Consider the following 23,167-nt stretch of genomic DNA (forward strand, 5'->3'; position numbering starts at 1 on the left):
CCTAAATCTCGTCGTAACTATCTTCCTAATTACTCCCCTATCTCAACCCGTTGGCGTCGTTTGGGAGTGCAAAGATGCAAGCTTTTTTTTTAATAACAATACCTAAATCAAAACTTTTTTCAATCTTTTTACAAAATAATCCGCAACTGTACTGTTTTTCAGCAACTTAAAAGATGAAAAAATTTCAAAAAAAATTAAAGAATTTATTCACCCAATACTTTACCCTCCAGAAATCAACAATCACATTACAAAAAAATAGCCCTGAAATTATCTTTCAGGGCTGAGATACTATGTATTTCGGCAGGTTTAAGCCACTGTTATCAAGTGATTTTTCTTTCCTTTGCCTACTAATAGGTACTTTCCATTCAGTAATTCAAAATTGGCTGAGTGGTTTGGATCCGCGATTCTAGTTTTATTAATGCTTAATGCATTTCCTTGTATCGCTCTTCTGGCTTCGCCTTTTGAAGGATAAATTTCAGCATTGGTTACGACTGATACTAAATCGGTCACTGTAGCACTGCCTTCAAAGTCAGTTGTACTAATCGTTGTTTGTGGCACGCCATCAAACACGGCTAATATATCAGCATCGCTCATTCCTTGAAGTACTTCTAGCGTACCTTTTCCAAAAAGGATTTCTGAGGCTTTCACAGCAATATCATAATCTTTTTCAGAGTGTACTCTAGTTGTTACATCTTTCGCTAATGCTTTTTGCATAATACGAAGGTGTGGAGCTTCCGCATGGTCGGTCTCTAGCTTTTCTATTTCCTCTTTGCTAAGTAAAGTAAATACTCTTAACAAACGGCTACAATCGGCATCTGTGGCATTCAACCAAAACTGGTAGAATTGGTATGGTGTTGTCATGGTTCTATCTAACCAAACATTGCCTGATTCAGACTTACCAAATTTTGTTCCATCTGCTTTAGTAACTAGTGGAGTAGTGAGGGCATAAGCTTTGTGCTCAATTTCATCGGCACCCCCTTCTTTACGTCTGATTATTTCTGTACCTGTGGTAATGTTCCCCCATTGGTCAGAGCCTCCCATTTGTAAACGAACGTTTTTATTTTTGTATAACCAGTAAAAATCGTAGCCCTGTAATAATTGATAAGAAAATTCGGTAAATGAAATCCCTGTTTCAAGGCGTTTCTTTACTGAGTCTTTAGACATCATGTAATTTACCGAAAGGTATTTCCCTGCTTCACGAAGGAATCCTAGAAAACTAAAATCTTTAAACCAATCGTAGTTATTAACAAGTTCTGCCGAATTTTCACCACAATCAAAATCTAAGAATTTAGATAATTGTGCACGGATACCTTCTTGGTTAAATCGTAGGGTTTCTTCAGAAAGGAACGATCTTTCTGATGCTTTAAAAGAAGGGTCACCAATCATACCTGTCGCTCCTCCTACTAAGGCATAAGGTTTATGTCCACACAATTGAAAATGTTTTAACAACATAATCGTTGCTAAATTACCGATATGTAATGATGATGCTGTAGGGTCAAAGCCGATATAAGCGGCTGTCATTTCTTTTTGAAGTTGCTCTTCTGTTCCAGGCATTGCATCCTGAAGCATTCCACGCCAACGAAGTTCCTCTATAAAATTGGTTTTCATTTCTTGATTAATAAGTAGTCTCTCTAAAATTTTACACAAAGTTAGAGATTGTATATTGATATTTCACTTGTCAGGCTGGGATTCCTGCAATGTGGAGAAAGTTATAGTAAGATTCTTATCGATAAAGGAAGTTTAATTGTTTAACGTATTTTCTTAACAAACGCCATTGCGAACTGCCCATGCTACCAATCCTGCCACGTTTTTTGTACCAGTCTTTTCCATTATTCTATTTCTATGCCCTTCTACCGTTCTAGCACTCAAACACAGCATATCCGCAATATTCTGGGTGGTCGTACCTTGACAAATGTGTTCTAGCACTTCTAGTTCTCGCTCTGAAATACCTGCTTGTAAACTTAGCGGAGTTGGATTTTTTTTCTCAGGCTTATTGATGAGCCTATTATGCATTACTTTAACCAGAAAAGGTCCATAATAGTAGTCTTCGTTAAAAACAGTATAAATGGCATTTTCTACTTCGTCAGGATGAGCATCCTTTAGTAAATAACCGTTGGCACCGATAGACATCATGTGTGAAACAAATTTATCTTCGTCGTGCATTGAAATCACGATTATTTTCACTTTAGGAAACTGTGTTTTTATCCTTTCAGTGGCTCTGATGCCATCTAATACAGGCATATTCAAATCCATTAAAACGACATTCGGAAGTGCTTGGGGAATATTATCAATTAACTCTTGTCCGTTTGATGCTTCAAGTACTACTTCAAAATCATCATTGTGGCTTAATAAAGACACTATACCACGACGAAAAAGAGCATGATCGTCGGTGACGGCAATTCTAATTTTAGTTGTATTACTCATTAATGGTTAGATTTACATAGAAAATTAATGCTTAGAAATCGCCATTAAACTTTTATCGCTCGCTATTTAAAGAGGTACATTGATGATAAAAGTAGAGCCTCGGCCAATTTCTACATCAAATTTAATACGTCCTTTGATAAGACTCATACGACTTTCAATATTTTTTATTCCAATGCCCCTGCTAGGCTGATTAATAGCGACTAAATCAAAACCTTTTCCGTCATCACTGACTTGCAAAATCAGGACGTTTTTACCTTCTTTCAAAGAAATTTTGATTTCTTTAGCCTCCGCGTGTTTGATGGCATTGTTCACTAATTCTTGGGTAGAGCGGTATAAGGATAACTCTATTTTAGGGTCATATCTTTTGTTGAGATTATCATGACAGAAGTGAATAGGCAAGTTGGTATGGAGAGTCATTTTTTGTGAGAAGTCTTTCAATGCCTCAATCAACCCGAATTCATCTAGGGTACTTGGCATTAAATCTTTAGAGATTCTTCTTACATTAAAAAGGGCTTCGTTGAGTAGCTCTTCGGTTCTGCCCAAAAGTACCTTTCGTTTAGATTCATTATCAGCAAACTTATTCATCTGCGAAAGGCTCATTCTAGTAGCAGAAAGTATCGCCCCAATTTCATCATGAAGGTCTCCTCCGATTTGACGACGGACTACTTCCTGTGAAACCACACTGGCTTCAAGCATGGCTTGATGAAGGGCTTCTTCGTGGGCTGCTCGTTGTATACGTTGGCGACGGTAATAGAGTATAACAAAAAATATAATTGCCGAAACGGGCAAAAGCATGGCTATTGTACCAAGTATAACGATTTTAACCTCACTCATTCAATTATGCGTATTTATAAGCTACCGTATTTTTGTTTAATGAGGCGTTCATGTAACACATACACTAAAACAGTAATAGAAGTAGCAAATGTAAGCATAATCGTCGTTCCTATTTCGATAATGGCTTTAATTGTAGAGGGGTCTTGCTGAAACATAAACCTATTCCTAAAAGGATTCTAAAGATGAAAAGTAAAACATAATATATATTCCAGAGGTGGTAGTAAAACTTTGGTTCTTTTTGAAAAATAATCACGTCACTATAAAGAAATACAAAGAGTGTGCCTGAAAAATAGAACAAACAGCCCACACTTATCCAAAACATGGGTATTACTGTTAACCTCTTTACCTCTAATTTTTGAAGAAGTTGATAAAAATAGATAAATACCCAAATGATAATAAGTAAACAAGCGATGGTGCTGAGGGTACTATTAAATGTTTGAAAGCCTTCTGACACCGTAAATGTATAAATACAGACTAGTATATAAATACTTGTTGCAATTAAGACGATTCTTTTTAGATTTTTTCCTATAAAAACTTGATGGAATATCAAGCTGAATAAAACAAATTCAATGATTACAAAAGCATTGATGATAAAATGATTCGACCTATTTAAAATAAACCAAATATTAGCTAATACTTCTATGATAAATGTTATTACTAGATACCCAAAAAGTATCTTTAATTCTTTACTAAGATATTTTCTCTGTTTTATAGCTATTATCAAAGGAATAACTATCGTAGTTGAAGCAATATATGATAGTGTACTGATAGCCACTCGTTACTTGATTAAGGCTTTAATGCTAATTTAAATTTGAGGGTGAATTACTTAACTGAAAAGCTGTTTTACTAAACCATAAGCCTATTGCTAAAAGGACTCTAAAAACAAAAAGCAATACATAGTATATATTCCAGAGTTGAAAATATAATACTGGCTCTTTTTGAAAAAGAATAGTTTCACCATAAAGAAAAATAAAGAGTGTTCCAGAGAAATACAATAAACAACCTACACTTATCCAAAATAAAGGCAATGTGTATAGTTTAATTACTTGAAGAGTTTGAAGTAATTGGTAAAAATACATAAAAACCCATACAATTATTAAAAAACACGATATTGTATTGACAATACTGTTAAAATTGAAAAAACCCTTTGGCATTAGGAAAAGATAAATACTAACTAATGCATAAATGCTTGTCAAAACTAATGCTATCCTTTTCACATTTTCACTTATAAAAACTTCTCGAAAAGTAAAACTCAATAAAATCCCTTCTGCTAAGGCAAAAGTATTTAATATAAAATGATTGGGACGATGCAGTATTCTCCCCCATAGAATGCAGAAAACTTCAAAAATAATTGAAGCTATTAAGTACAAAAAAAGTATTTTTAATTCTTTCGTGAGGTATTTCTTCCTAAGAAGGATAATTATCAAAGGAAGAAATACAACCGAAGAAGATATATATACAAGTGTTAAATGTATCTTCATTTGTAAATTGTTATTCAAAAATAGCCTTACATAGTGGCGGACAAGGAGGTCCATCTGTAACACATGAGCTAGATACTATCTCACTATCCTTGTTTACTCCACTAATAATTAGGCTATGAACATTGTTTTCATCATAGGCATGTTCAATCTTTAGCCCTACAATGTCTGGGTTTTCTGCAATTAACTTTTGTAAAACGGACACACTTACATGGTGTGCATGAACATCGTTTTTCTCTTGATAATTGGCAATTTGTTGTTTAATGTTTTCAGATTCTGGGTTGGTTAGTTTTCCCGCCATTTTTATAAATTATTTAAATTGTTAATCGTGGTGTAGCATAAGCTTCAAATGTACAAACTTACTCCTTCCACTACTATAAATATACGAAAAATGGGGTAAAAATACAAGTAAATAGGGTAAAAATACGCTATGTTTCTTCAAATATTTATCATCTTTTTGATGTATTTTCCAACGATGTCAAACTCTAAATTTACCACATTCCCGACCTCTAATGTATGGAAAATAGTATGCTCGTAAGTGTAAGGAATAATGGCTACTCTGAAGGTATTTATGCTTGAATTAAACACCGTTAGGCTAGTACCATTGATACAAATAGAGCCTTTTTCTACGGTTACATTTTGACCGTCGTTACTATATTCAAAATCGTATAACCAAGAACCATTTTGTTCGATGATGTTAGTAACTATTCCTGTCTGGTCTACGTGTCCTTGAACAATATGACCATCAAAACGACCGTTCGCTGGCATGCATCTTTCAAGGTTTACTTTAGAGCCTACCTGTAAAGCTCCCAAATTGGTTTTTTTCAAAGTTTCGTCGATAGCTGTGACGGAATATTGCTCTCCTTCAATAGCTATTACTGTTAAGCATACGCCATTGTGTGAAAGACTTTGATCTATTTTTAGTTCGTTTGTAAACGGACAAGTAAGGGTAAAAGTAATGTTTGTTCCTTCGCTACTAAGCTTTTTTACTTCGCCAATGGCTTCGATAATTCCTGTGAACATTTTTGTATTGATAAATTGTGGAAAAGTTTATTTTGGCTTTCGGATGTCGGCTTTCGGATGTCAGATTTTTATCTTCGAATATTCTTCGACTGTACTCGACTATTGGTTGCTAGTTTTTGTTTTCAATATTCAAGCAATGGGTACTATCTAAGTGTGATAGCTGACGACCGAAAGCTGAAAGCTCTTTTAAAAAGAAATACCATTTCGCAAGTTAATTTACTAAATTTGCTTCTCTATCAAGAACAGGTATGTTCCTATTAAAATTCCTCAGAAAATGTTCAAAAATAAATTTTTCCTTGTTTTTACCAGTGTAATTCTAGTGGCTATCATTATTTATTCGTTTGTTGATTCACAAGAAAAACCTGCCGAGCTTGTGAAAGGAGACGATAATTATGCTAAAACTATCCAACAGCTAAGACTTGAAAAAGACCAAGCTTTTAGAGAGGAAAAAGATTCGCCTATTGAAAATAAGGCTGCATTTAAGGGATTACATTATTTTGAGGTTAATCCCGCTTATAAAGTAGTGGCTACTGTGGATATGCTAACGAGCGGACAAAGTATAAAAATTGCTATGACTGGCGGTGAAACAGAAGAATATGAAGCCTTTGCCAATGTTAAATTTGAGATAGATGGGAAGAAATGTGCCTTGAAACTTTTTAAAACGCCAGAGGGAAACTTGTTTTTACCTTTTCGTGATTTGACTACCAATAAAGAGACTTATGGGGCTGGCAGATACATTGATTTGAAGATGGAAAATATTAAGGATAAAACAATTGAAATTGATTTCAACCTTTGTTATCAGCCTTATTGTGCCTATAATCCTACTTATACATGCCCTGTGCCACCAGCAGAGAATTTTTTAAATGTGGCATTGAAGGCTGGGGAGAGGATGTAAATTCATATTAGTCGGTGAGTTAAGTCCTAATGATTACCCACATCTTTTAAAAAGTTGAAATGGAAATGTTATTAGCTTATATATACATAAATAGTCTTTAAAACCAAGCGTTGAATCTATTATCTCTAGCGAGGGACTCAAGTCCCTCGCTAGAGATAATAGATTGATTATTAGTTACTTATATACTTTTTGGCAATCAGTAGGACTTAAGTCACCGACTAATAAGAAGAAGGTTTTCACACAGTTAATTACCTACCTAAATTTATATCACCCTAAAACTTACCATTTCCATTCTTCCAATTTTCTTTGGTTGGAATAGCTTCGATAGTGTCCCAGTGTTCAGCAATTTTACCATTTTCTACCCTGAACAAATCATAGAATGAACTGTGTACTCCTGCCATTTGTCCCTCGCTTACTACTAATACAAAATTCCCTTCACCTAATACTTTATGTATTTTATCATATTTAAAGCCTATTTTATTTTCTGCAAAATATTTTAGTGCTTGTTGTAGTCCTTCTAGCTTATCACCAATATGTGGATTGTGCTGTACATAAGCTGTAGGGTGAATATAATTTGGGATAATAGACACATCGCCATGTACCAAGAAATCATTTACAAACTTAGTAACCAATGCTTTGTTCTCAGCAGTTTTATTAATATCCTTGATAGCCGTTGCTCCATCAATCATGGTATGACCATTCGCAGTTTTTGTAACCGTTTCCTGCAAGTTATCCCAGTGTTCAACAATTTTCCCGTCTTCAAATCTGAAAATATCAAAACCTATTTTTGGTCCAAAGAAATTATATCCTGTATGTGCAAATACAAAATCTCCATCCTGAAAAACTCTTACGGTATTTACTTTTGCCGAGTTTTTAGGCAATGCCGAAAGTAATGCACCAAAACCTGCTAGTCCGTCAGCAACACCGAGGTTATGCTGAATGTATTTGTTAGGATTGATGTATCCAACTGGTTCAGTAGCACCTGTTTCAATGGCTTTAAGTAATGCTACTACTTTCTTTTTGTTGTCTGGAGTTTCCATCTTTTTGTCGTTATCTGTGTTAAAAACTAAGTTGTTGGTTGTGGTAAAAGCAGATAAGCCTAATCCTAGTATTACTGCTGTACTTAATATCGTTTTTTTCATTTTTGCTTAATGTTTAATTACGATACAAAGTTGCAGTAATCAGGACAAACAGGAAAGGTAGGAATGTTCCTTTGAATGATACTTTTAGTCCAGATTGATTTTCTCTCTGAATTCAACAGGTGTTGAAGAAGTATGCTTTTTGAAGTACTTGATAAAGTTGGTGGGTTCTTCAAAACCTAAATCAAAGCCGATTTCTTTGACATTTTGGCTAGTATGTGCTAAAAGGCGCTTTGCTTCTAGCATGACTCTATTATCAATGAGTTCCTTTGGGGTCTTGGCTAACACCTTGGTAGTTGCTTGATTCAAACGTTTTTCAGTGATAGAAATCTGCCTAGCATAATAGCTTACTTGCTTTTGCTTGCGATAATGTTCTTCTAAATAGTCTTTAAAAAGCATTACATATTCTAGATCTGCTCCTTTTTTAATTTCAACAAAATTTTGCTTACGTCTTGCTCGTTCGCCTAGCAAAAGGAAGTTATGGAGTAAGTTTTGTAGAACACTCGCCTGATAATCATCTTTGTTATTTTGCAACTCCTCCGCCATTAAACCCAACAAATCTGCAAAAGGTTTTGCTTGGTCTGACACAAGAACTTGTGATACCACAAACAAATCGTTGAACAAAATACTGTTTTTTAGAAACTTAATATCGGCATCTGTTTTACAGAAAAAACTATCAGTAAACAGAATAGCTTTTGCTTCAAATGGAGTTTTATTATCAAATCGTTGAACAGTATCTTTATTCAGAAAAAGTAAGGTGTTAGGCTCTATTTTTACAGGTTTGAAATCGACAATATGAGTGGGACTACCTTGCTGAAACCAAATAATATTATAAAAGCCTATTCTATGCGTAGTCGTGAGAGTTTCAGGGAATTCCTTACAGAGTTCGGCTATATCTACAATTTCAAACTCTTGTGGAAGACCGTATTTAAAGCTATATTTTTTGATTTCTGGAGTCATTATTGACTGTTTGATGATTTGAAAGCAAAGCTACAGTTTTTCAATTATGTAGTTTTCAGAAAATTATTAGTCAAGCCAGTCGAACAGATATTTTTCGTCAAATTCAACTTCAAATTTCTTCAAAAAATTATAATACTCTTCTCTAAATGTTTGTTTTTTATGGTGTGCTTCGTGATTGAGAATGTAATCATAAACCGCAGAAATGTGTGAATGAGAATATGTAAATGCACCATATCCTTCTTGCCATGAGAATTTCCCCCTGACTAATCTGCGTTCATTAATATAGTTTGATGAGTTGTTTTTTATATCACGAACCAAGTCGGAAATTGCCATTGAAGGTTTCAAACCAATAAAAATATGTATATGATCAGGCATACCATTGATAATGATTGGTTTCTGATTTTTGCCTTTGATGATTCCAGCAATGTATTTATACAAATCATTTTTCCAAGTTTTATCAATCAAATTCTCTCTACCTTTTACAGCAAAAACAATCTGAATATACATTTGTGAGAACGTTCCAGCCATATTTTGATTTAGGTTTGAATCATATTTTATTAGATTGAATTTAATAATCTTTTGAATAGCAATATGAAATATATTTGAAAAATTTCAGTGCCAGAATCCCGAAGGGATGACAGGATTATATAAAAAATTAAAAAAAGAAATACAACCCCAAAGGGGTGTTAGGATTATAGAAAAAATTAAAAAATGTCAACATACAAACCCGGAAGGGGTGACAGGATTCGCACCGACCCATTTATGTCACCCCTTCGGGGTTTAATAATTTTGTTTATAATTTTTTCTATAATCCTGTCATCCCTTCGGGATTAATACATTAAATCATTTCGTTTTATATCTCAAAACCTATTATTATCTCATACATCCTCATAAAAAAATCCCCACTTAAAAAGCAGGGATGTGAGTTTGTTTTGATGTATGTGTAATTTGATATTATTGAAAAACTTGTTGCTTCTCTGAATTGACAGTCAATAAAGTTGGATCGGTCAATCGAGTAGCTAAAGCCAACGTTTTTATTAGTTCATAATGATAGAAGAATTTCATCGTATGAATTTTAGATTCATAAAATGCCAATTCGCTTCCTTCCTGATTGTGGGTAATTAATGCTTTTTTAGCTACAATACCTTGTTTTAGCCATACCCATGCCACACTAACGATGCCAAAAAACTCCATGTAAAGGTTCGCATCAGCCAAGAATATTTCGTTATCACCTTTGGCAGCAGTGCTTAATAGATACATCGTCACTTTTTGTAGGCGACCTAACTCTTTTTCTAGCTTTTCGGCGTAAGGTTTTAAGTCATCATAAGTACTTGCTTCTTCAATGGTTTTTGTAATTGCATTAAAGAGCAATTGTGGTGCTTTACCATTGTTTAGTGTGATGCCTCTGCCTAAAAGGTTGAGGGAATGAATCCCTGTAGTTCCTTCATAAATAGACATAATCCTGACATCACGCGCCATTTGTTCTAAAGGGAAATCTTCGGTATAACCGTAGCCTCCAAATACTTGTAAACCTTCATTTACTGCTTTGATGCCCATTTCGGCTGGATAGGTTTTAGCTACCGTCGTCATCAAATCAAGCATTAATTGATAAGGCTTGGCCTCTTCCGAGGCTTTGCCCAAGGCATGAATCATATCTTGCCAATGATAACATTCTAATAAGAGTCCCAAAGAGCCTTCAACAACGGCTTTTTGAAACAATAGCATACGTTTTACGTCTGGATGGTTAATGATGTGCGTCTGTTCTTCTTCTAAATTTTTATTATTCAATTTTCGTCCTTGCGGGCGTTCTTTGGCATATTCCAATGAGGCATAATAAGCAGCAGAAGCGATATAAGTTCCACCCATGCCTACACCTAAACGGGCTTCGTTCATCAACTGAAACATATAGTTCAGTCCTTTGTTAGCATCCCCTACTAAATATCCGATGGTATTGTCTTTATCACCAAAGGTTAAATGCATAGCAGGCGTAGCTTTTTGTCCCATTTTATGATAGATTCCTGTAGAAATCACATCGTTATCTACCGTAAAACTACCGTTTTCCTCTCTAAACTTTGGCACTACAAATAATGAAATACCTTTTGTACCAAGGGGTGCTCCTTCTATTCGAGCAAGTACAAGGTGAATAATGTTATCGGCAATATCATGGTCGCCAGCTGAGATAAATACTTTCTGTCCCTTGATTTTAAAAGTACCATCGCTTTGTGGTTTGGCAGTTGTAATCACATCTGATAGTGAACTACCAGCCTGAGGTTCTGTCAAGCACATAGAGCCTGTCCATTCCCCAGTAATCATTCTTGATGCAAACTTTTCTTTTAACTCAGCCGAACCAAAAGTAAAAATCAAATTAGCCGAACCTGCTGTTAGTCCCGTAAACATGACAAACGCATTGTTGGCGGCGCCCCGAATCATTTCTGTAGCGGCTTCTACCATGGTAGGCAATTGTTGTCCGCCATTTTCATAAGAGAAAGTCGCTCCTATCATGCCAGCATCCCCCATCGCTTTTATATAGTCTTTTACAGCAGGATGTACTTTTACTTGGCCGTTTACTAATTGAGGCTGATTTCTATCGGCAGCACTGAAGGCATTTCGCAGGATTTTCTCAGCAATTTCTTCAGAAGTATCCAAAACCATATCGAACATATCGGGGGTATAGTCTTGAAAGAAAGGATATTTGGTAAGTTCTGCGATTTGCAGTACTTCTTTTAACATAAAATCAAGGTTCCGACGTGAATATTGCTGAGTCATGGCTAAGGGTTTGGCTTGTTATTATGCTTGCATACAATAAAATGTAAAAATAATAACATTAAAATTATTATGCAAGCATACTGTTTTAATTTAAGACATAAAAAAAGTTGCCTGTTTTACGAGGCAACTCTAAAAAGTTAAACGGATTTATCGGTTTTAATGTCTTATAACTGAGTAATTATTAATGATTGTCAGGTTTGTTTGCAGTTAATAATATATCCTAAATATAAAGGTTTTTATTTTGCTAGCCAAAAGAAAATCAATCCTTTAACAATGATAACCCATCTTTAGGAATATTATTCAATTTAAGGCTAATACTCTTCTTCTGTATACTTCTAAACTAGTAATATTACCCCTTAGTGTATAAATAAGCCCACCAAATCAAAAAGAACTGTAAGGGAAGACGAAGCCAAAGGAGCCATTCGGCGATTTTTGTAAATTTACCAGAGGTAAGCATATACACATTGGCAGGAAAAATAGCGATTAATAACAATATAATGCCCCAAGCCGCCCAAGGACGAGTAACAGGAGAAAGCAAGCCTAACCCCAACACAATTTCGGCAATGCCACTTAGCATCACCATCAATCCATGTGCAGGGATGTATGGTGGCATTATGGCTAAATACATTTTGGGTTTGATAAAATGATTGATGCCTGCAAGGGTATAAAGGACGGACATCAGGTAAAGGCCTATTTGCTGTATCATCTGGTTTTTGTTTTAGAAGCTGTTTAAACTTTCTGTTTCTGAGGTAAAAGTATTGTATTTTTGAATTGATTTTTTCAAAATTTGCGAAGCATAGCATCGCTACGTTGAGTAAATTTTGGAACAAGCTATTCTAAAAGACTTAGTTTAACCCGAAAGGGAAAGCTTAAACAGTTTCATTGTAATAATACTGATTATTCCGACAAGGTTTGTGATATCTTAGAAACAATATTTTCAAACAAGATGTTATTTCGGGATAGTATGGTAATTTTGTAAAATTATTAAGATAGAATCAATCCGACGGACAAGGCTGTCCGCATAGCAACATAATGAGCGTAGTTCCTTACAAAGAGCAAAGTGCAAGCAAAAAAGAGCAGGTAGCTCAGATGTTTGATAATGTTTCACCCAAATATGATTTCTTAAATCATTTGTTGAGCGGTGGTATTGATATTTTATGGCGTAAAAAAGCTGTCAAATTATTGAAAAAAGCAGCCCCAAAAACTATTTTGGATATTGCCACAGGGACAGGCGATTTTGCCATTGAGGCATTGGCATTAAAACCTGAGAAAATTGTGGGTGTAGATATTTCAGAAGGAATGCTCAATGTAGGGCGTGAAAAAATCAAGAAACTTGGTGTCGATAATATCATCGAATTACAAAAAGGCGATTCTGAAAGATTAAACTTTGAGGACAATACTTTTGATGCCGTTATCGTTAGTTTTGGTGTGCGTAATTTCGAGAATCTTGAAAAAGGTCTTACAGATATGTGTCGTGTTATGAAAAAAGATGGCACTTGTATCGTTCTTGAATTTTCGAAGCCGTCTGCTTTTCCATTTAAACAGCTATATAATTTTTACTTTAAATATATCTTGCCCGTAGTTGGTAAAATCATTTCAAAAGATACCTCTGCTTATACATATCTGCATGATTCAGTACAAGCATTTCCAGATGGAAACGATTTTATCCAAGTATTCCAACGTGCAGGTTTTAACAGAACCCAATGCTTACCACTCACTTTCGGAATAAGTACTATTTATATCGGCAGAAAGTAATACTTTTTGTAGTAATTGCCTGTGTAGCTATGTTGAGCACTATCAACCAAGCACAGGCGCAACGTTATGACTACAAGCGAGTTTACGATGAATTTTACGATGATAAAGCCGTACACTTTGGCTTTTTATTTGGTTTTGGCTCATCCCGATTCAATATATCCCATAGTGCAAATTTTAAGGCACCTGGTGATACTGCTGTAACGATTGTTTCGCCTGGCAACTTTTCTTTTCAAGTGGGCGGATTAGTGAACCTTAAATTAAATGACCGATTTGATTTAAAATCGGGTATTAATATTGCCTTATATGGTCGTCAGTTGAATTATCGTTTTACCAATTCTCCTGATTTTCCACCAGAATTACGCGAATCTACTTGGCTTGAAATACCGATTTTATTGAAATATAAATCGATGCGGAGGGGCAACTCTAGGATGTATGTAGATGCTGGTGTAAAAATTGGTATGGAAACCAACGTCAGGAAAAACGCTAACTCAACGAGAAAATTGGATACTAGAACAGCTGACCTTTCGCTAGAATATGGTATCGGCTTCGAGCAGTTTTTTAAGTACTTTAAATTTACGCCTGAACTCAGGTTCTCGCATGGTTTAACCAATCTGTTTATTCCACCAAGTGTGAATAACTATGCAAGAGACATCCAAGGATTGAATGCTCATAGTGTTACTTTGTATTTGATGTTTGAGTAATGTTTAGTGGTTTAAGTTGTGAGTTAGTGAATTGAGAGTTATTTTTCAAGAAAATTGATAAAATAGAAGCCTCTAAAATTGTTGTCAGCAATAATTTTAGAGGCTTCTATTATTTATCACTCTTTGGATGAGCATTCACAACTCACTCATTCACAATTAAAATCTAAGCGCCATCATTCTCTCATTATTCCTTGCCACTAAAAACACCTTTTCTTTACCTACCTTAATACTCCTGATACGCTTTACTTGTCCTTTTATTTGGATGCCGTTCAGTTGTTCAGCTTCAAACTTACAGTTGCCTTTATTAATCAAAACTGTTCCATAATCGGCATCACATCTCCCCATCTGGATATTACAATCATAGAAATTCCCAAGCATCAATACATCTGGCAATTTGTCGCCATTGGCATCAATAATTTGTGCTGCATAAAAAGGGGCATACTGTGCTTTGGGAGGAAGCGACTGTAAACTAAAATTTCCTTTGCCATCATTTACTAAAATGGCATTATCAAAATAATTGGCTTCAAAAACGTTAGCCGAAGCTAGTTCACTTTGTCCTACAATATCTGCAATGCTGGCTTTGGCAAAATCTTTGGCTAAAAGGAATTTCTTTTTGGTAAACGGAAATTGCTTCTGTGTTTCGGCTTTGTTGGCAAACATCACTTCTGTCCCTCCGAGGTAATAACTCAATACTTGGTCGGTCGTCCCATTTTTATCAAAATCACTCACATACATTCTTATAGGCTCATTAACACTTGCCTTTAATCGACTGTTACGTCCGAGATTGCCTGCCAGAATATCCAAATCTCCATCATTATCAAAATCAAAAGGCATCACAAAATTCCACCAACCTTTTTCGGTAGTTAGCATTTTTTTGACAAATTTTCCTTGTTGGTTTTCCATCTCACAGATTCCATCCCATTCCAAGGCTAATAATAAATCTGGGTCACCATCCTTGTCTAAATCCTGTACTATAGCATTTTTCACCAAGCCTATGGTCTTCAATTCTTTCGCATATTTGTCGGTTACATCTGTAAATTTTCCTGTGCCATCGTTTTGCAAAAGATACGAATCAGGAATTTTCCCATACGAAAACGGCACTGACCTAGCCCCTATAAACAAATCTATTTTACCATCTTTGTTAAAATCAAGCGGAGTAACTACGGAAGCCGATAAGGCAATATCTTTATTAAAAGCATCTTCTTTTACCGATAAATTGCCTTTGCCATCATTCAGATAGATTCTAGGAAACAAGAAATTGGATTTACCATAAAACTCATTTCCACCTTCGGCCACTACCAAGTCTGGGTGAGTATCGTTGTTTACATCTGTCCAAATAGCATCTACTTCTTCATAAACACTATCCTTTTGGAAGGCTGGCTGAATACTTTCTCTGAATTTCCCATTAGTATTTTGTAAGAATAAATGAGGGAATGAATTTCTAGCAGAACCTATAAATATATCCTCTAAACCATCATGATTAATATCTGCTACGGCTAAAGCAGGGCCTTCTGCCGACATTTTATGTGGAATCAGGGCTTCACGCTCAAATTCATTAAATTCATTTTCCTGATGTTTTACATCCAAATTTAGGTCATGTGCTATATCGGCAAATGTGGAGGTTTGAGATGATTTACGCTTAAAATGTTCGTAATCAAATAGTGGCAGATTTTTCCGATAAGTAATCGTTAAAGAATCCTTTTCTGAATTAAGGTTAATTTTCTGATAAGTTCTATCTGGCCAAATCAGATACGTAGAATCTATATCAGCTTTGTTTCCTAACCCGATATTTAGCGGAATTTCCATGCTTGCTTGGAAGGCCCTAACAGGAAATTTCTCGTAAGCTATCGTCTCTCCTCCTTTTTTGAAAACTAATATTTTTGCTCCAATAGCATTCAGATTTTTCTCTGACCCTTTTAGGTACACTCGCACATGAGCATTGTTTGGAGCATATTCGTTAGCTTTGTTTTCGTAGATAAAAGCCTTCTGATTGATATTATTGGTGACAATATCCAAGTCGCCATCATTATCTAAATCTGCATATAGCGCTCCATTTGAATACGAGTTTTGATTATTGCCAATCATGGCTTCGGCATCACGATATTCTAAGGATTTATTATTGATAAAAAACTTGTTCGGAATTTTGATTTCGGGTAATTTATCAGTCAACAAAATATCGTTTTCATCCAATGTTTTTGATTCCATTTTTCGTTGAATTTCTTCATTCGAAATAAAGTTGATGTAATCAATATCATTCATGCGCTTAGGAATCCCATTGGAAACGAATAAATCTTTTTGCCCATCATTATCAAAATCGACAAACAAAGGCGACCAAGACCAATCCGTAGCATAGACTCCTGAAAATAATCCTATTTCTGAGAATGTACCATTGCCATTATTTAACTGCAAATTGTTTTTAGAAAACTGATAGTTATAGCCATAACTCAGTTTATAACGAAAGGTATTATAAGAATCTTCTCCCTCCGACCGCTTCAAAATCTCACGGTCGTAAGGAAGCATATCTAACGAAATAATATCCGAATAATGGTCATTGTTAATATCAGCAAGGTCGACACCCATCGAAAACTGACTGGTATGCATCATTGAGCTTTCGATACTTTCCAGAAAAGTGCCATTCTTTTGATTAATATACAGATAATCATTTTCATGAAAATCGTTGCCGACATACATGTCAGGATATCCATCAAAATTGACATCTCCTAATCCTATGCCCAACCCATAGCCTAAGGCGTCTCTTTTTACACCAACTTTTTCGGCTACCTCTACAAATTTACCATTATCATTTCTAAAAAACTTGTCACCTGCTAAAGGGTGAAAAGTACCTTGAAAAGCACTTCTAGCACCAAAAGTGCCATTTTGATGGACAGAATGATTGAGCTGGAACATATCTAAGTCACCGTCCAAATCATAATCAAAAAAGGCTGCTTGCGTGCCAAAACCTACTAAATCTAAGCCATATTCTTTAGCTTTTTCTTCATAAACTGGAATACCCTCTTTGCTAATTTCTTTGCAAACAAAAAGCAAATTATGTCCTTGTAAGCTTTCAAAACCTCCTACCTGACTCACGTAAATATCCAATTTACCATCTTGGTTAATGTCTACTACCGACACCCCATTCGACCATCCTTTATCTCCTTTGAAATTTGCTTTTTCGGTAATGTCCTCAAACTTCATCCCTCCACGATTCAAGTAGATTTTATTGTCTTTTAAGTTGGCTGTGAAGCATAAATCTATTAATCCATCATTATTAAAGTCTCCTGCCCCAACACCTCCGCCATTATAGAAATACATATAGGTAAATATGTTGAGGTCTTTAGTAGGTGTAAGGTCATTTGAAAAATCTATTCCTGTTTTTTCAGTTTCTAATAATTCAAAAGCATAAGGCTCTTTTTTGGTACATGAGAGGGTAGTTAGGAGGAGGAAGAGTGCGATTAACCTTACCTGTAATGCTGATGCTAAAAATGAAATGATATTTTTATAAAATAGCTCTTTAAATAATATAATTTTCCTAATTGTTATCACTAGCGAGGGACTTAAGTCCCTCGCTAGTGATAAGGGTTTGAACTTAACATCTCCCTTCTTTGAAGAAGAGTGACTGTGGATAAGATTATTTATTACCATCGATAGTAATGAACAAAAATATATTTGTTTATTATTACGTTTTATCATCATTTTAGGATTTAGAATAGGGTAGCGAATTACTTAAATTTAAAAATCTTTGGTACATCATTATTCAACAAAGTCAAGATATTTACCTTCCCTTGAATCTTGATGGAACTGATTTGTTTTACTTCTCCATTCATCACGAAACCGCTTTGTTGGTTTGTCAATGCCTTGAATTGTCCCCTTCCTTTGTTCAGTAATACATTTCCTCTGCTAGCGTCAATCATGCCCAATTGTGGGATAAATCCTGTATAATTACCCCCTAAAATAATATCTTTTAAGCCATCCTGATTGATATCATAATACATTATCGCATTCACACACGACGTTTGAACTACTTCTGGCAATTCAACCAACGTAAACTGTCCCTTCCCATTATTAATGGCCACTGCTGATTTACAATACTTCACTGTTTTAACCAAGGCATTCTCTAAAACCTCACTTGGGAATAAATCTGTAATCGTTTTTTTGGCATATTCTGAGTGTCTGAGAATCTGTTTTTTCAAGGCTGGGAATTGCTCTGCCATTTCTCTTTTTAGAAACACGGGCTTATCTTTTCCTTCAATGGTTTTCGTCATGATTTTATCAATAGTACCATTGTTATCAAAATCTTTTACCCAAATTTTCAGCGGAGCATCTTGCGAAGCTTTTAGGGTGAAATTCTCGCCCATATTCCCCAATATCAAATCATTATCACCATCATTATCAATATCTATCACTTTTAAGGCTCCCCAGAAACCTGTATATTCTTCTAGTCCTGTTACTAACTTTTCCAGTTTTTTGCCTTTCAAGGTAAAAATTAGTGGAGACATCCAATCTCCTACTACGATTAATTCTTTCTTTTTATCTCCATTGACATCTTCCCAATAAGCATCCCGAATCATTCCTAATTCCGTCAATTCAGGATTAACTGTCTGGGCAATATCTTTAAACTCTCCTTTTCCATTATTTTCATAGAAGAAACTCGGAGGGTTTTTACCATATTCCATTGGATAGCTTCTGCTTCCTACAAACAAATCTAAGTCGCCATCGCCATCAAAATCATAAGGGGCAATCACAGCAGTGTTAGTAGTATTTTGAGGAATCGCTCTGGAATTGAAAGTAAAATTCCCTTTACCATCGTTTATATAGAGTTTGTCAATCAATTCTCTTTCACCAAAGTGTACTTCGTTTCCTCCGCTTCCTACATATAAATCCAAATCGCCGTCCTTATCAGCATCAAAGAACAATACGGCTGTTTCTTCAAAATAGGCAAAATCGTTAAACACTTTTTGAGGAGATTTCTTGAAACCAGCAGATGTTTGAAGATATAACTGACCTGCTTGGTCTTTAGCTCCACAGATATATACATCTTCTAAACCATCGCCATTTACGTCGCCAATGGCTGCTTTTGGACCTTCTTTAGATAATAAGGCAGGTAAGTTTTTTTCTTGGTAAAAATCTACGTATTCATCTTCCTGATGTTTATCAAAGCTTGAATTGACCGCCTCAAAATATCCCGCAGGAGTAACCGCTTTAGCTTTCGTTTTTTCAAGTTTAGCATCTTTGATAGAACAGGTAAGCAGTTGATCAACCTTTGGGTTTTTCACAGTACTTACTCGTAAATCTGGCCAAGTGATTTTGATAGAATCTATTTTAGTAATGTTCCCCAACCCAAAGGTTAAGTTATACTCTGTACTTGATTGAAACCCTCTTGAAGGAATCACTGAGCGAGTTTGCACCATCCCTTTGGTATATACATCTGCTTTAGTACCTATCGCAAAAGTATTTTTCCCTTCTCCTTTAAAATTAAGTTTTAGGTAATGGCTCTTTTCAACTTTTTTATCAGCATTATTTCTATAGACAAAACAAGGCATATTTACATTGTTCACTACTAAATCTAAGTCACCATCATTATCTAAATCTGCATAGGTAGCACCATTTGAAAATGACGGTTCAGCCAGGCCAAACTCTTCGCCTTTTTCTTCAAACTTCAAGGTTTTGGTATTATGAAAGAAATTATTGGGAATAGGAACCGAAGGCATTTTTTCAATAATGGTATTAATATTTTTCTTTACGCCACTGGCTTCCATCCCTTGAATCAATTCGTTGGCAAAGAAATCGATAAAATCTTGGTCTATTACATCATTATAAATTCCATTGCACACATAAATATCATTGTAACCATCATTGTCAGCATCAAACATCAAAGCACCCCAACTCCAATCGCTCCCTGCGACGCCTGCATAATTAGCAATTTCGCTAAAAGTACCGTCTTGATTATTCAGTTGAAGACTATTTTGCTGAAACTGATTATAGAATCCTCTATCTTTTTTCAGTTTAAATACATAATGATTATCAAAAGAAGAAGTCGTTTTCAAACGGTATTCTTCTCTTGGAAGCATATCTGTAGTAACTATTTCAGAAAAACCATCATTGTTTACATCAGCCATATCTGCACCCATTGATGCCAAGCTAATATGTTTCATCCGTTGCTCGATTTCTTCTTTAAAAGTACCGTCATGCTGATTAATATAAAGGTAGTCTTTCTCATAAAAATCATTCGACACATAAATATCTGGGTAATTATCATTGTTGGCATCACCAATGGTTACTCCCAGACCAAAACCAATTAAACTACTATAAATGCCTGCATCTTTTGAAACATCATGAAAATGCCCGTCATCATTCCGCATTAACTTGTCTCCTCCGCCCTTTAAGAAATCTTTTACAGGCCAATCTTCCGCACGCATATCACGGTTGTTGGCATAATTGAGCGTATTTACAGGAATAAAACTATTGTTGAGTATATAACAATCAAGGTCGCCGTCCATATCATAATCAAAAAAGGCCGCATGGGTAGTGTATCCGCCTTCGTCTAAGCCATATTTAGCTGCCGATTCTGTAAAGGTTAGGTTACCATTATTAATAAAAAGTGCATTTTTTTGCTGTTTTACAAACTTTTTCACTCCAGCATTACATACATAAATATCTAGCAGACCATCATGGTTAACATCTACCATTACTACACCCGTATTCCATTTGTCGGCTTCTTCAATTCCTGCTTTGGCAGAAATATCTTCAAATTTTAACCCTCCCTTGTTCAGGTATAATTTATTACTTCCCATGTTCGAAGTAAAAAATACATCTTGCAGTCCATCATTATTGATGTCGCCCACAGCTACCCCTCCACCGTTATAAAAATTTCGGTAATTGAAAATGTTGAATTCTTCGGTATTTTCAATCTTGTTATTAAAGCCAATTCCTGTGTCTTTCTCATCCATCAGCTCGAACAAAGTATTTTTGTCTTTGCTCGAACAAGCAAGGCATAGGTATAAAAAAGTTATAAAAAATAATCTTTGAAAAATGCTCATTGATAATAATGTTTTTGAATATGTTAGATGGTTAAACGTCAAACTTATTTGAATATACTGATTGCACAGCCTCCGCCTTTGGCTAAATTAATACTTAATATGGTATTATTATCTACCATCACTTTTTCGATGATATAAGCCTCTGGATTAGTGTTCCAGTCGGCATTGGGTGCGTCACGATAAATAATGGCTTGATACGTTGTTCCTTTGTCAAGGAAGTTAAAGTTAATGGTTGCTTTATGGGTATTTTCATCACTCACTGCGCCTACAAACCAGTTATTTTTTCCTTTTTGTTTACGGGCAATCGTGATATAATCTCCTGGCTCTGCTTCCAGCATTTTAGTATCGTCCCAATCCACAGGTACATCTTTAATAAATTGTAGTAAATCTGGATGGGCATTAAGATTCTCAGGTAAATCGCCTACCATTTGCAAAGGACTATACATGGTTACATACAAGGCCAATTGTTTGGCGATAGTAGTTCTTACCCTAGTTTTACGTTCGGGTACAAACTGATTCAAGTGCATTCTAAAAAACCCTGGTGTATAATCCATCGGCCCGCCCATGAGTCTAGTAAATGGTAAAATGGTTTCATGCTCGGGGACTAATCCCAAAGTTGGGGCATTGTTAAATTCATTTCCACGGGCGGCTTCATTGGCTAACCAGTTCGGGTATGTTCTATGTAACCCTGTCGGACGAACAGACTCGTGTGCCTCTAACATGATTTTATAATCTATCGCTTTGTCAGCCACTCTGTTATAATGATTCACCATCCACTGACTGTCATGGTGTTCACCTCTCGGAATAATTTTACCTACATAGCCTGTTTTTACGGTATTGATGCCCTTTTCGTTCATCAACTGAAAAGCCTTATCAATTCTACGTTCATAGTTGGTCGCCGAACCCGAAGTCTCGTGGTGCATAATCAATTTTACGCCTTTTTGCTTGGCATAGGCTAGCAATTCGTCTAGGTTATAGTCAGCATAAGGCGTTACAAAATCAAACACTTCTTCTTTCCAATTACCAAACCAGTCTTCCCAACCCTCGTTCCAGCCCTCTACCAAAACACCGTCAAAACCATTTTCAGAAGCAAAATCAATATATTTCTTCACATTAGCTGTATTAGCACCATGTTTTCCACTGGCTTTTTCCCAAGTAGCTTTCCCCACATGCATTTCCCACCACATCCCAATAAATTTCTGTGGTTTTATCCAAGACGTATTTTCTATTTTAGAAGGCTCGTTCAGATTCAAAATTGTTTTGGATGCCAGAATATCAGTAGCTTTATCGCTAATAATAATAGTTCGCCAAGGAGTTTTTGCAGGCGTTTGCAGATATGCTTTATTGCCTACCGCATCTGGAGTAAGGTGTGTAACGAGTTTAAAATTCTTTCTATCAGCCAATAAGTGCATTACTGGATAATTCACCAAAGCGGCCTCGTGAATGTTTACATAAATCCCTTCTGGCGTTTTCATCATCAAAGGCGTTTGCATAGCATTATCCGCTATTAATGACTGTAGAGCTATATCTTTTTCTTTATATGCTGCCGCTAGTGCATGTATATCACTGAATTTTGTGGTATTGTACAAGTACTCGTTAGTATCATAATCTCCCGGAATCCAGAAGGTTTTGTTGTTTCCTACTAAGTTAAACTGCGTCAATTCTTCGTCAACCACGAAGTGTTTAAAGTTAGCTTGCTCAGGAAACTCATAGCGAAATCCTAAGCCATCATTAAATAATCTGAACACAATTTTCAAGAGCACATTACCTGCATTGATGGCTTTCAGATTTAGTTTTACTTCTTTATAATGATTGGTAATGGTTTTGACTTCCCCCCAAACGGGTGTCCATGTATCATAATGGGTGGAGGTATCAACAGAAACTATGTTGAAATGATTAAGTAATAAAGCGGGCTTATTTAGTTTAAATCCTAGCGAAGAGGGCTTTATCACAACAGCATTCTTAAGGCGAATATCATACGTAATTTCTCCTTTTTGTTGAAGAGAAACATGTAGCCTAAGGCGACCATCAGGCGAATTTAATTCAATTACTTTTTGTGCTATGCCTACAAAAGAAATGCAAAGCACCATCAGAAATGTGCCTAAATACTTCATTGATTATAATTTTATTATTGATAAAAATGGTTAATCTTCTT

General features: G+C 35.6%; 17 protein-coding genes. 3 read left to right on the forward strand and 14 right to left on the reverse strand.

Features of this window, described 5'->3' with window-relative positions:
* Positions 1 to 306 precede the first annotated feature (306 nt).
* The 6 genes from tyrS to AC07N0_RS00030 all read right to left on the reverse strand — a co-directional run bounded on the left by tyrS (position 307) and on the right by AC07N0_RS00030 (position 5,759).
* Positions 307 to 1,608, reverse strand: a complete 1,302-nt coding sequence (gene tyrS / locus AC07N0_RS00005) for a tyrosine--tRNA ligase (protein WP_494587628.1) — start codon at positions 1,606 to 1,608, stop codon at positions 307 to 309.
* Between the two features lie 153 nt (positions 1,609 to 1,761).
* On the reverse strand, positions 1,762 to 2,424 hold the full coding sequence (locus AC07N0_RS00010; RefSeq protein WP_492800174.1) for a response regulator: 663 nt from the start codon (positions 2,422 to 2,424) through the stop codon (positions 1,762 to 1,764).
* Between the two features lie 66 nt (positions 2,425 to 2,490).
* Positions 2,491 to 3,258 carry a sensor histidine kinase gene (locus tag AC07N0_RS00015; RefSeq protein WP_494587629.1) on the reverse strand — a complete coding sequence of 256 codons (768 nt, stop codon included), beginning with the start codon at positions 3,256 to 3,258 and terminating at the stop codon, positions 2,491 to 2,493.
* 14 nt (positions 3,259 to 3,272) lie between these two features.
* Positions 3,273 to 3,413: a hypothetical protein gene (locus AC07N0_RS00020; RefSeq protein ID WP_492800176.1), complete on the reverse strand. Its 141-nt coding sequence runs from the start codon at positions 3,411 to 3,413 to the stop codon at positions 3,273 to 3,275.
* A gap of 1,336 nt (positions 3,414 to 4,749) precedes the next feature.
* Positions 4,750 to 5,037 carry a hypothetical protein gene (locus tag AC07N0_RS00025; protein ID WP_494587630.1) on the reverse strand — a complete coding sequence of 96 codons (288 nt, stop codon included), beginning with the start codon at positions 5,035 to 5,037 and terminating at the stop codon, positions 4,750 to 4,752.
* 137 nt (positions 5,038 to 5,174) lie between these two features.
* Positions 5,175 to 5,759 (reverse strand): riboflavin synthase, encoded by a 585-nt coding sequence (locus AC07N0_RS00030; RefSeq protein ID WP_494587631.1) that lies wholly within the window; start codon positions 5,757 to 5,759, stop codon positions 5,175 to 5,177.
* Between the two features lie 274 nt (positions 5,760 to 6,033).
* On the opposite strand from AC07N0_RS00030, the gene AC07N0_RS00035 reads away from it, so the two are divergent.
* Positions 6,034 to 6,654, forward strand: coding sequence for a DUF1684 domain-containing protein (locus AC07N0_RS00035; protein ID WP_494587632.1), 621 nt, complete (start codon positions 6,034 to 6,036; stop codon positions 6,652 to 6,654).
* Between the two features lie 272 nt (positions 6,655 to 6,926).
* Here the strand turns inward: AC07N0_RS00035 and AC07N0_RS00040 are convergent, their stop codons facing one another.
* From AC07N0_RS00040 to AC07N0_RS00060, 5 genes are all read right to left on the reverse strand, one after another.
* Positions 6,927 to 7,796 (reverse strand): nuclear transport factor 2 family protein, encoded by an 870-nt coding sequence (locus tag AC07N0_RS00040; protein WP_494587633.1) that lies wholly within the window; start codon positions 7,794 to 7,796, stop codon positions 6,927 to 6,929.
* A gap of 84 nt (positions 7,797 to 7,880) precedes the next feature.
* Positions 7,881 to 8,753, reverse strand: a complete 873-nt coding sequence (locus tag AC07N0_RS00045) for a helix-turn-helix domain-containing protein (RefSeq protein WP_494587634.1) — start codon at positions 8,751 to 8,753, stop codon at positions 7,881 to 7,883.
* 66 nt (positions 8,754 to 8,819) lie between these two features.
* Complete coding sequence (gene tnpA / locus AC07N0_RS00050; protein ID WP_494587635.1) at positions 8,820 to 9,281, reverse strand: IS200/IS605 family transposase; 462 nt, start codon at positions 9,279 to 9,281, stop codon at positions 8,820 to 8,822.
* Between the two features lie 426 nt (positions 9,282 to 9,707).
* Positions 9,708 to 11,519, reverse strand: a complete 1,812-nt coding sequence (locus tag AC07N0_RS00055; protein WP_494587636.1) for an acyl-CoA dehydrogenase — start codon at positions 11,517 to 11,519, stop codon at positions 9,708 to 9,710.
* Between the two features lie 349 nt (positions 11,520 to 11,868).
* Complete coding sequence (locus AC07N0_RS00060) at positions 11,869 to 12,225, reverse strand: DoxX family protein (protein WP_494587637.1); 357 nt, start codon at positions 12,223 to 12,225, stop codon at positions 11,869 to 11,871.
* Positions 12,226 to 12,551: 326 nt separating this feature from the next.
* On the opposite strand from AC07N0_RS00060, the gene ubiE reads away from it, so the two are divergent.
* Complete coding sequence (ubiE, locus tag AC07N0_RS00065; RefSeq protein WP_494587638.1) at positions 12,552 to 13,274, forward strand: bifunctional demethylmenaquinone methyltransferase/2-methoxy-6-polyprenyl-1,4-benzoquinol methylase UbiE; 723 nt, start codon at positions 12,552 to 12,554, stop codon at positions 13,272 to 13,274.
* A complete protein-coding gene (gene porT, locus AC07N0_RS00070) occupies positions 13,223 to 13,975 on the forward strand; it encodes a type IX secretion/gliding motility protein PorT/SprT (protein ID WP_494587639.1) in 753 nt (250 codons plus the stop codon). The genes ubiE and porT overlap by 52 nt, the downstream gene beginning before the upstream one ends.
* Positions 13,976 to 14,131: 156 nt before the next feature.
* On the opposite strand, the gene AC07N0_RS00075 is transcribed toward porT, so the two are convergent.
* The 3 genes from AC07N0_RS00075 to AC07N0_RS00085 all read right to left on the reverse strand — a co-directional run bounded on the left by AC07N0_RS00075 (position 14,132) and on the right by AC07N0_RS00085 (position 23,126).
* Complete coding sequence (locus AC07N0_RS00075) at positions 14,132 to 17,518, reverse strand: VCBS repeat-containing protein (RefSeq protein ID WP_494587640.1); 3,387 nt, start codon at positions 17,516 to 17,518, stop codon at positions 14,132 to 14,134.
* A 176-nt stretch (positions 17,519 to 17,694) separates the two neighbouring features.
* On the reverse strand, positions 17,695 to 21,012 hold the full coding sequence (locus AC07N0_RS00080) for an FG-GAP-like repeat-containing protein (RefSeq protein ID WP_494587641.1): 3,318 nt from the start codon (positions 21,010 to 21,012) through the stop codon (positions 17,695 to 17,697).
* Between the two features lie 44 nt (positions 21,013 to 21,056).
* On the reverse strand, positions 21,057 to 23,126 hold the full coding sequence (locus tag AC07N0_RS00085) for a glycoside hydrolase family 97 protein (protein ID WP_494587642.1): 2,070 nt from the start codon (positions 23,124 to 23,126) through the stop codon (positions 21,057 to 21,059).
* Between the last annotated feature and the right edge of the window lie 41 nt (positions 23,127 to 23,167).

This window comes from Arcicella sp. GW821-FHT09D11 (assembly GCF_059416265.1).

Excerpts from the sequence above, each read along its gene's own strand:
- tyrS (WP_494587628.1), bottom strand. The coding sequence starts at position 1,608 with ATGAAAACCAATTTTATAGAGGAACTTCGTTGGCGTGGAATGCTTCAG.
- AC07N0_RS00010 (WP_492800174.1), bottom strand. The coding sequence starts at position 2,424 with ATGAGTAATACAACTAAAATTAGAATTGCCGTCACCGACGATCATGCT.
- AC07N0_RS00015 (WP_494587629.1), bottom strand. The coding sequence starts at position 3,258 with ATGAGTGAGGTTAAAATCGTTATACTTGGTACAATAGCCATGCTTTTG.
- AC07N0_RS00020 (WP_492800176.1), bottom strand. The coding sequence starts at position 3,413 with ATGTTTCAGCAAGACCCCTCTACAATTAAAGCCATTATCGAAATAGGA.
- AC07N0_RS00025 (WP_494587630.1), bottom strand. The coding sequence starts at position 5,037 with ATGGCGGGAAAACTAACCAACCCAGAATCTGAAAACATTAAACAACAA.
- AC07N0_RS00030 (WP_494587631.1), bottom strand. The coding sequence starts at position 5,759 with ATGTTCACAGGAATTATCGAAGCCATTGGCGAAGTAAAAAAGCTTAGT.
- AC07N0_RS00035 (WP_494587632.1), top strand. The coding sequence starts at position 6,034 with ATGTTCAAAAATAAATTTTTCCTTGTTTTTACCAGTGTAATTCTAGTG.
- AC07N0_RS00040 (WP_494587633.1), bottom strand. The coding sequence starts at position 7,796 with ATGAAAAAAACGATATTAAGTACAGCAGTAATACTAGGATTAGGCTTA.
- AC07N0_RS00045 (WP_494587634.1), bottom strand. The coding sequence starts at position 8,753 with ATGACTCCAGAAATCAAAAAATATAGCTTTAAATACGGTCTTCCACAA.
- tnpA (WP_494587635.1), bottom strand. The coding sequence starts at position 9,281 with ATGGCTGGAACGTTCTCACAAATGTATATTCAGATTGTTTTTGCTGTA.
- AC07N0_RS00055 (WP_494587636.1), bottom strand. The coding sequence starts at position 11,519 with ATGACTCAGCAATATTCACGTCGGAACCTTGATTTTATGTTAAAAGAA.
- AC07N0_RS00060 (WP_494587637.1), bottom strand. The coding sequence starts at position 12,225 with ATGATACAGCAAATAGGCCTTTACCTGATGTCCGTCCTTTATACCCTT.
- ubiE (WP_494587638.1), top strand. The coding sequence starts at position 12,552 with ATGAGCGTAGTTCCTTACAAAGAGCAAAGTGCAAGCAAAAAAGAGCAG.
- porT (WP_494587639.1), top strand. The coding sequence starts at position 13,223 with ATGCTTACCACTCACTTTCGGAATAAGTACTATTTATATCGGCAGAAA.
- AC07N0_RS00080 (WP_494587641.1), bottom strand. The coding sequence starts at position 21,012 with ATGAGCATTTTTCAAAGATTATTTTTTATAACTTTTTTATACCTATGC.
- AC07N0_RS00085 (WP_494587642.1), bottom strand. The coding sequence starts at position 23,126 with ATGAAGTATTTAGGCACATTTCTGATGGTGCTTTGCATTTCTTTTGTA.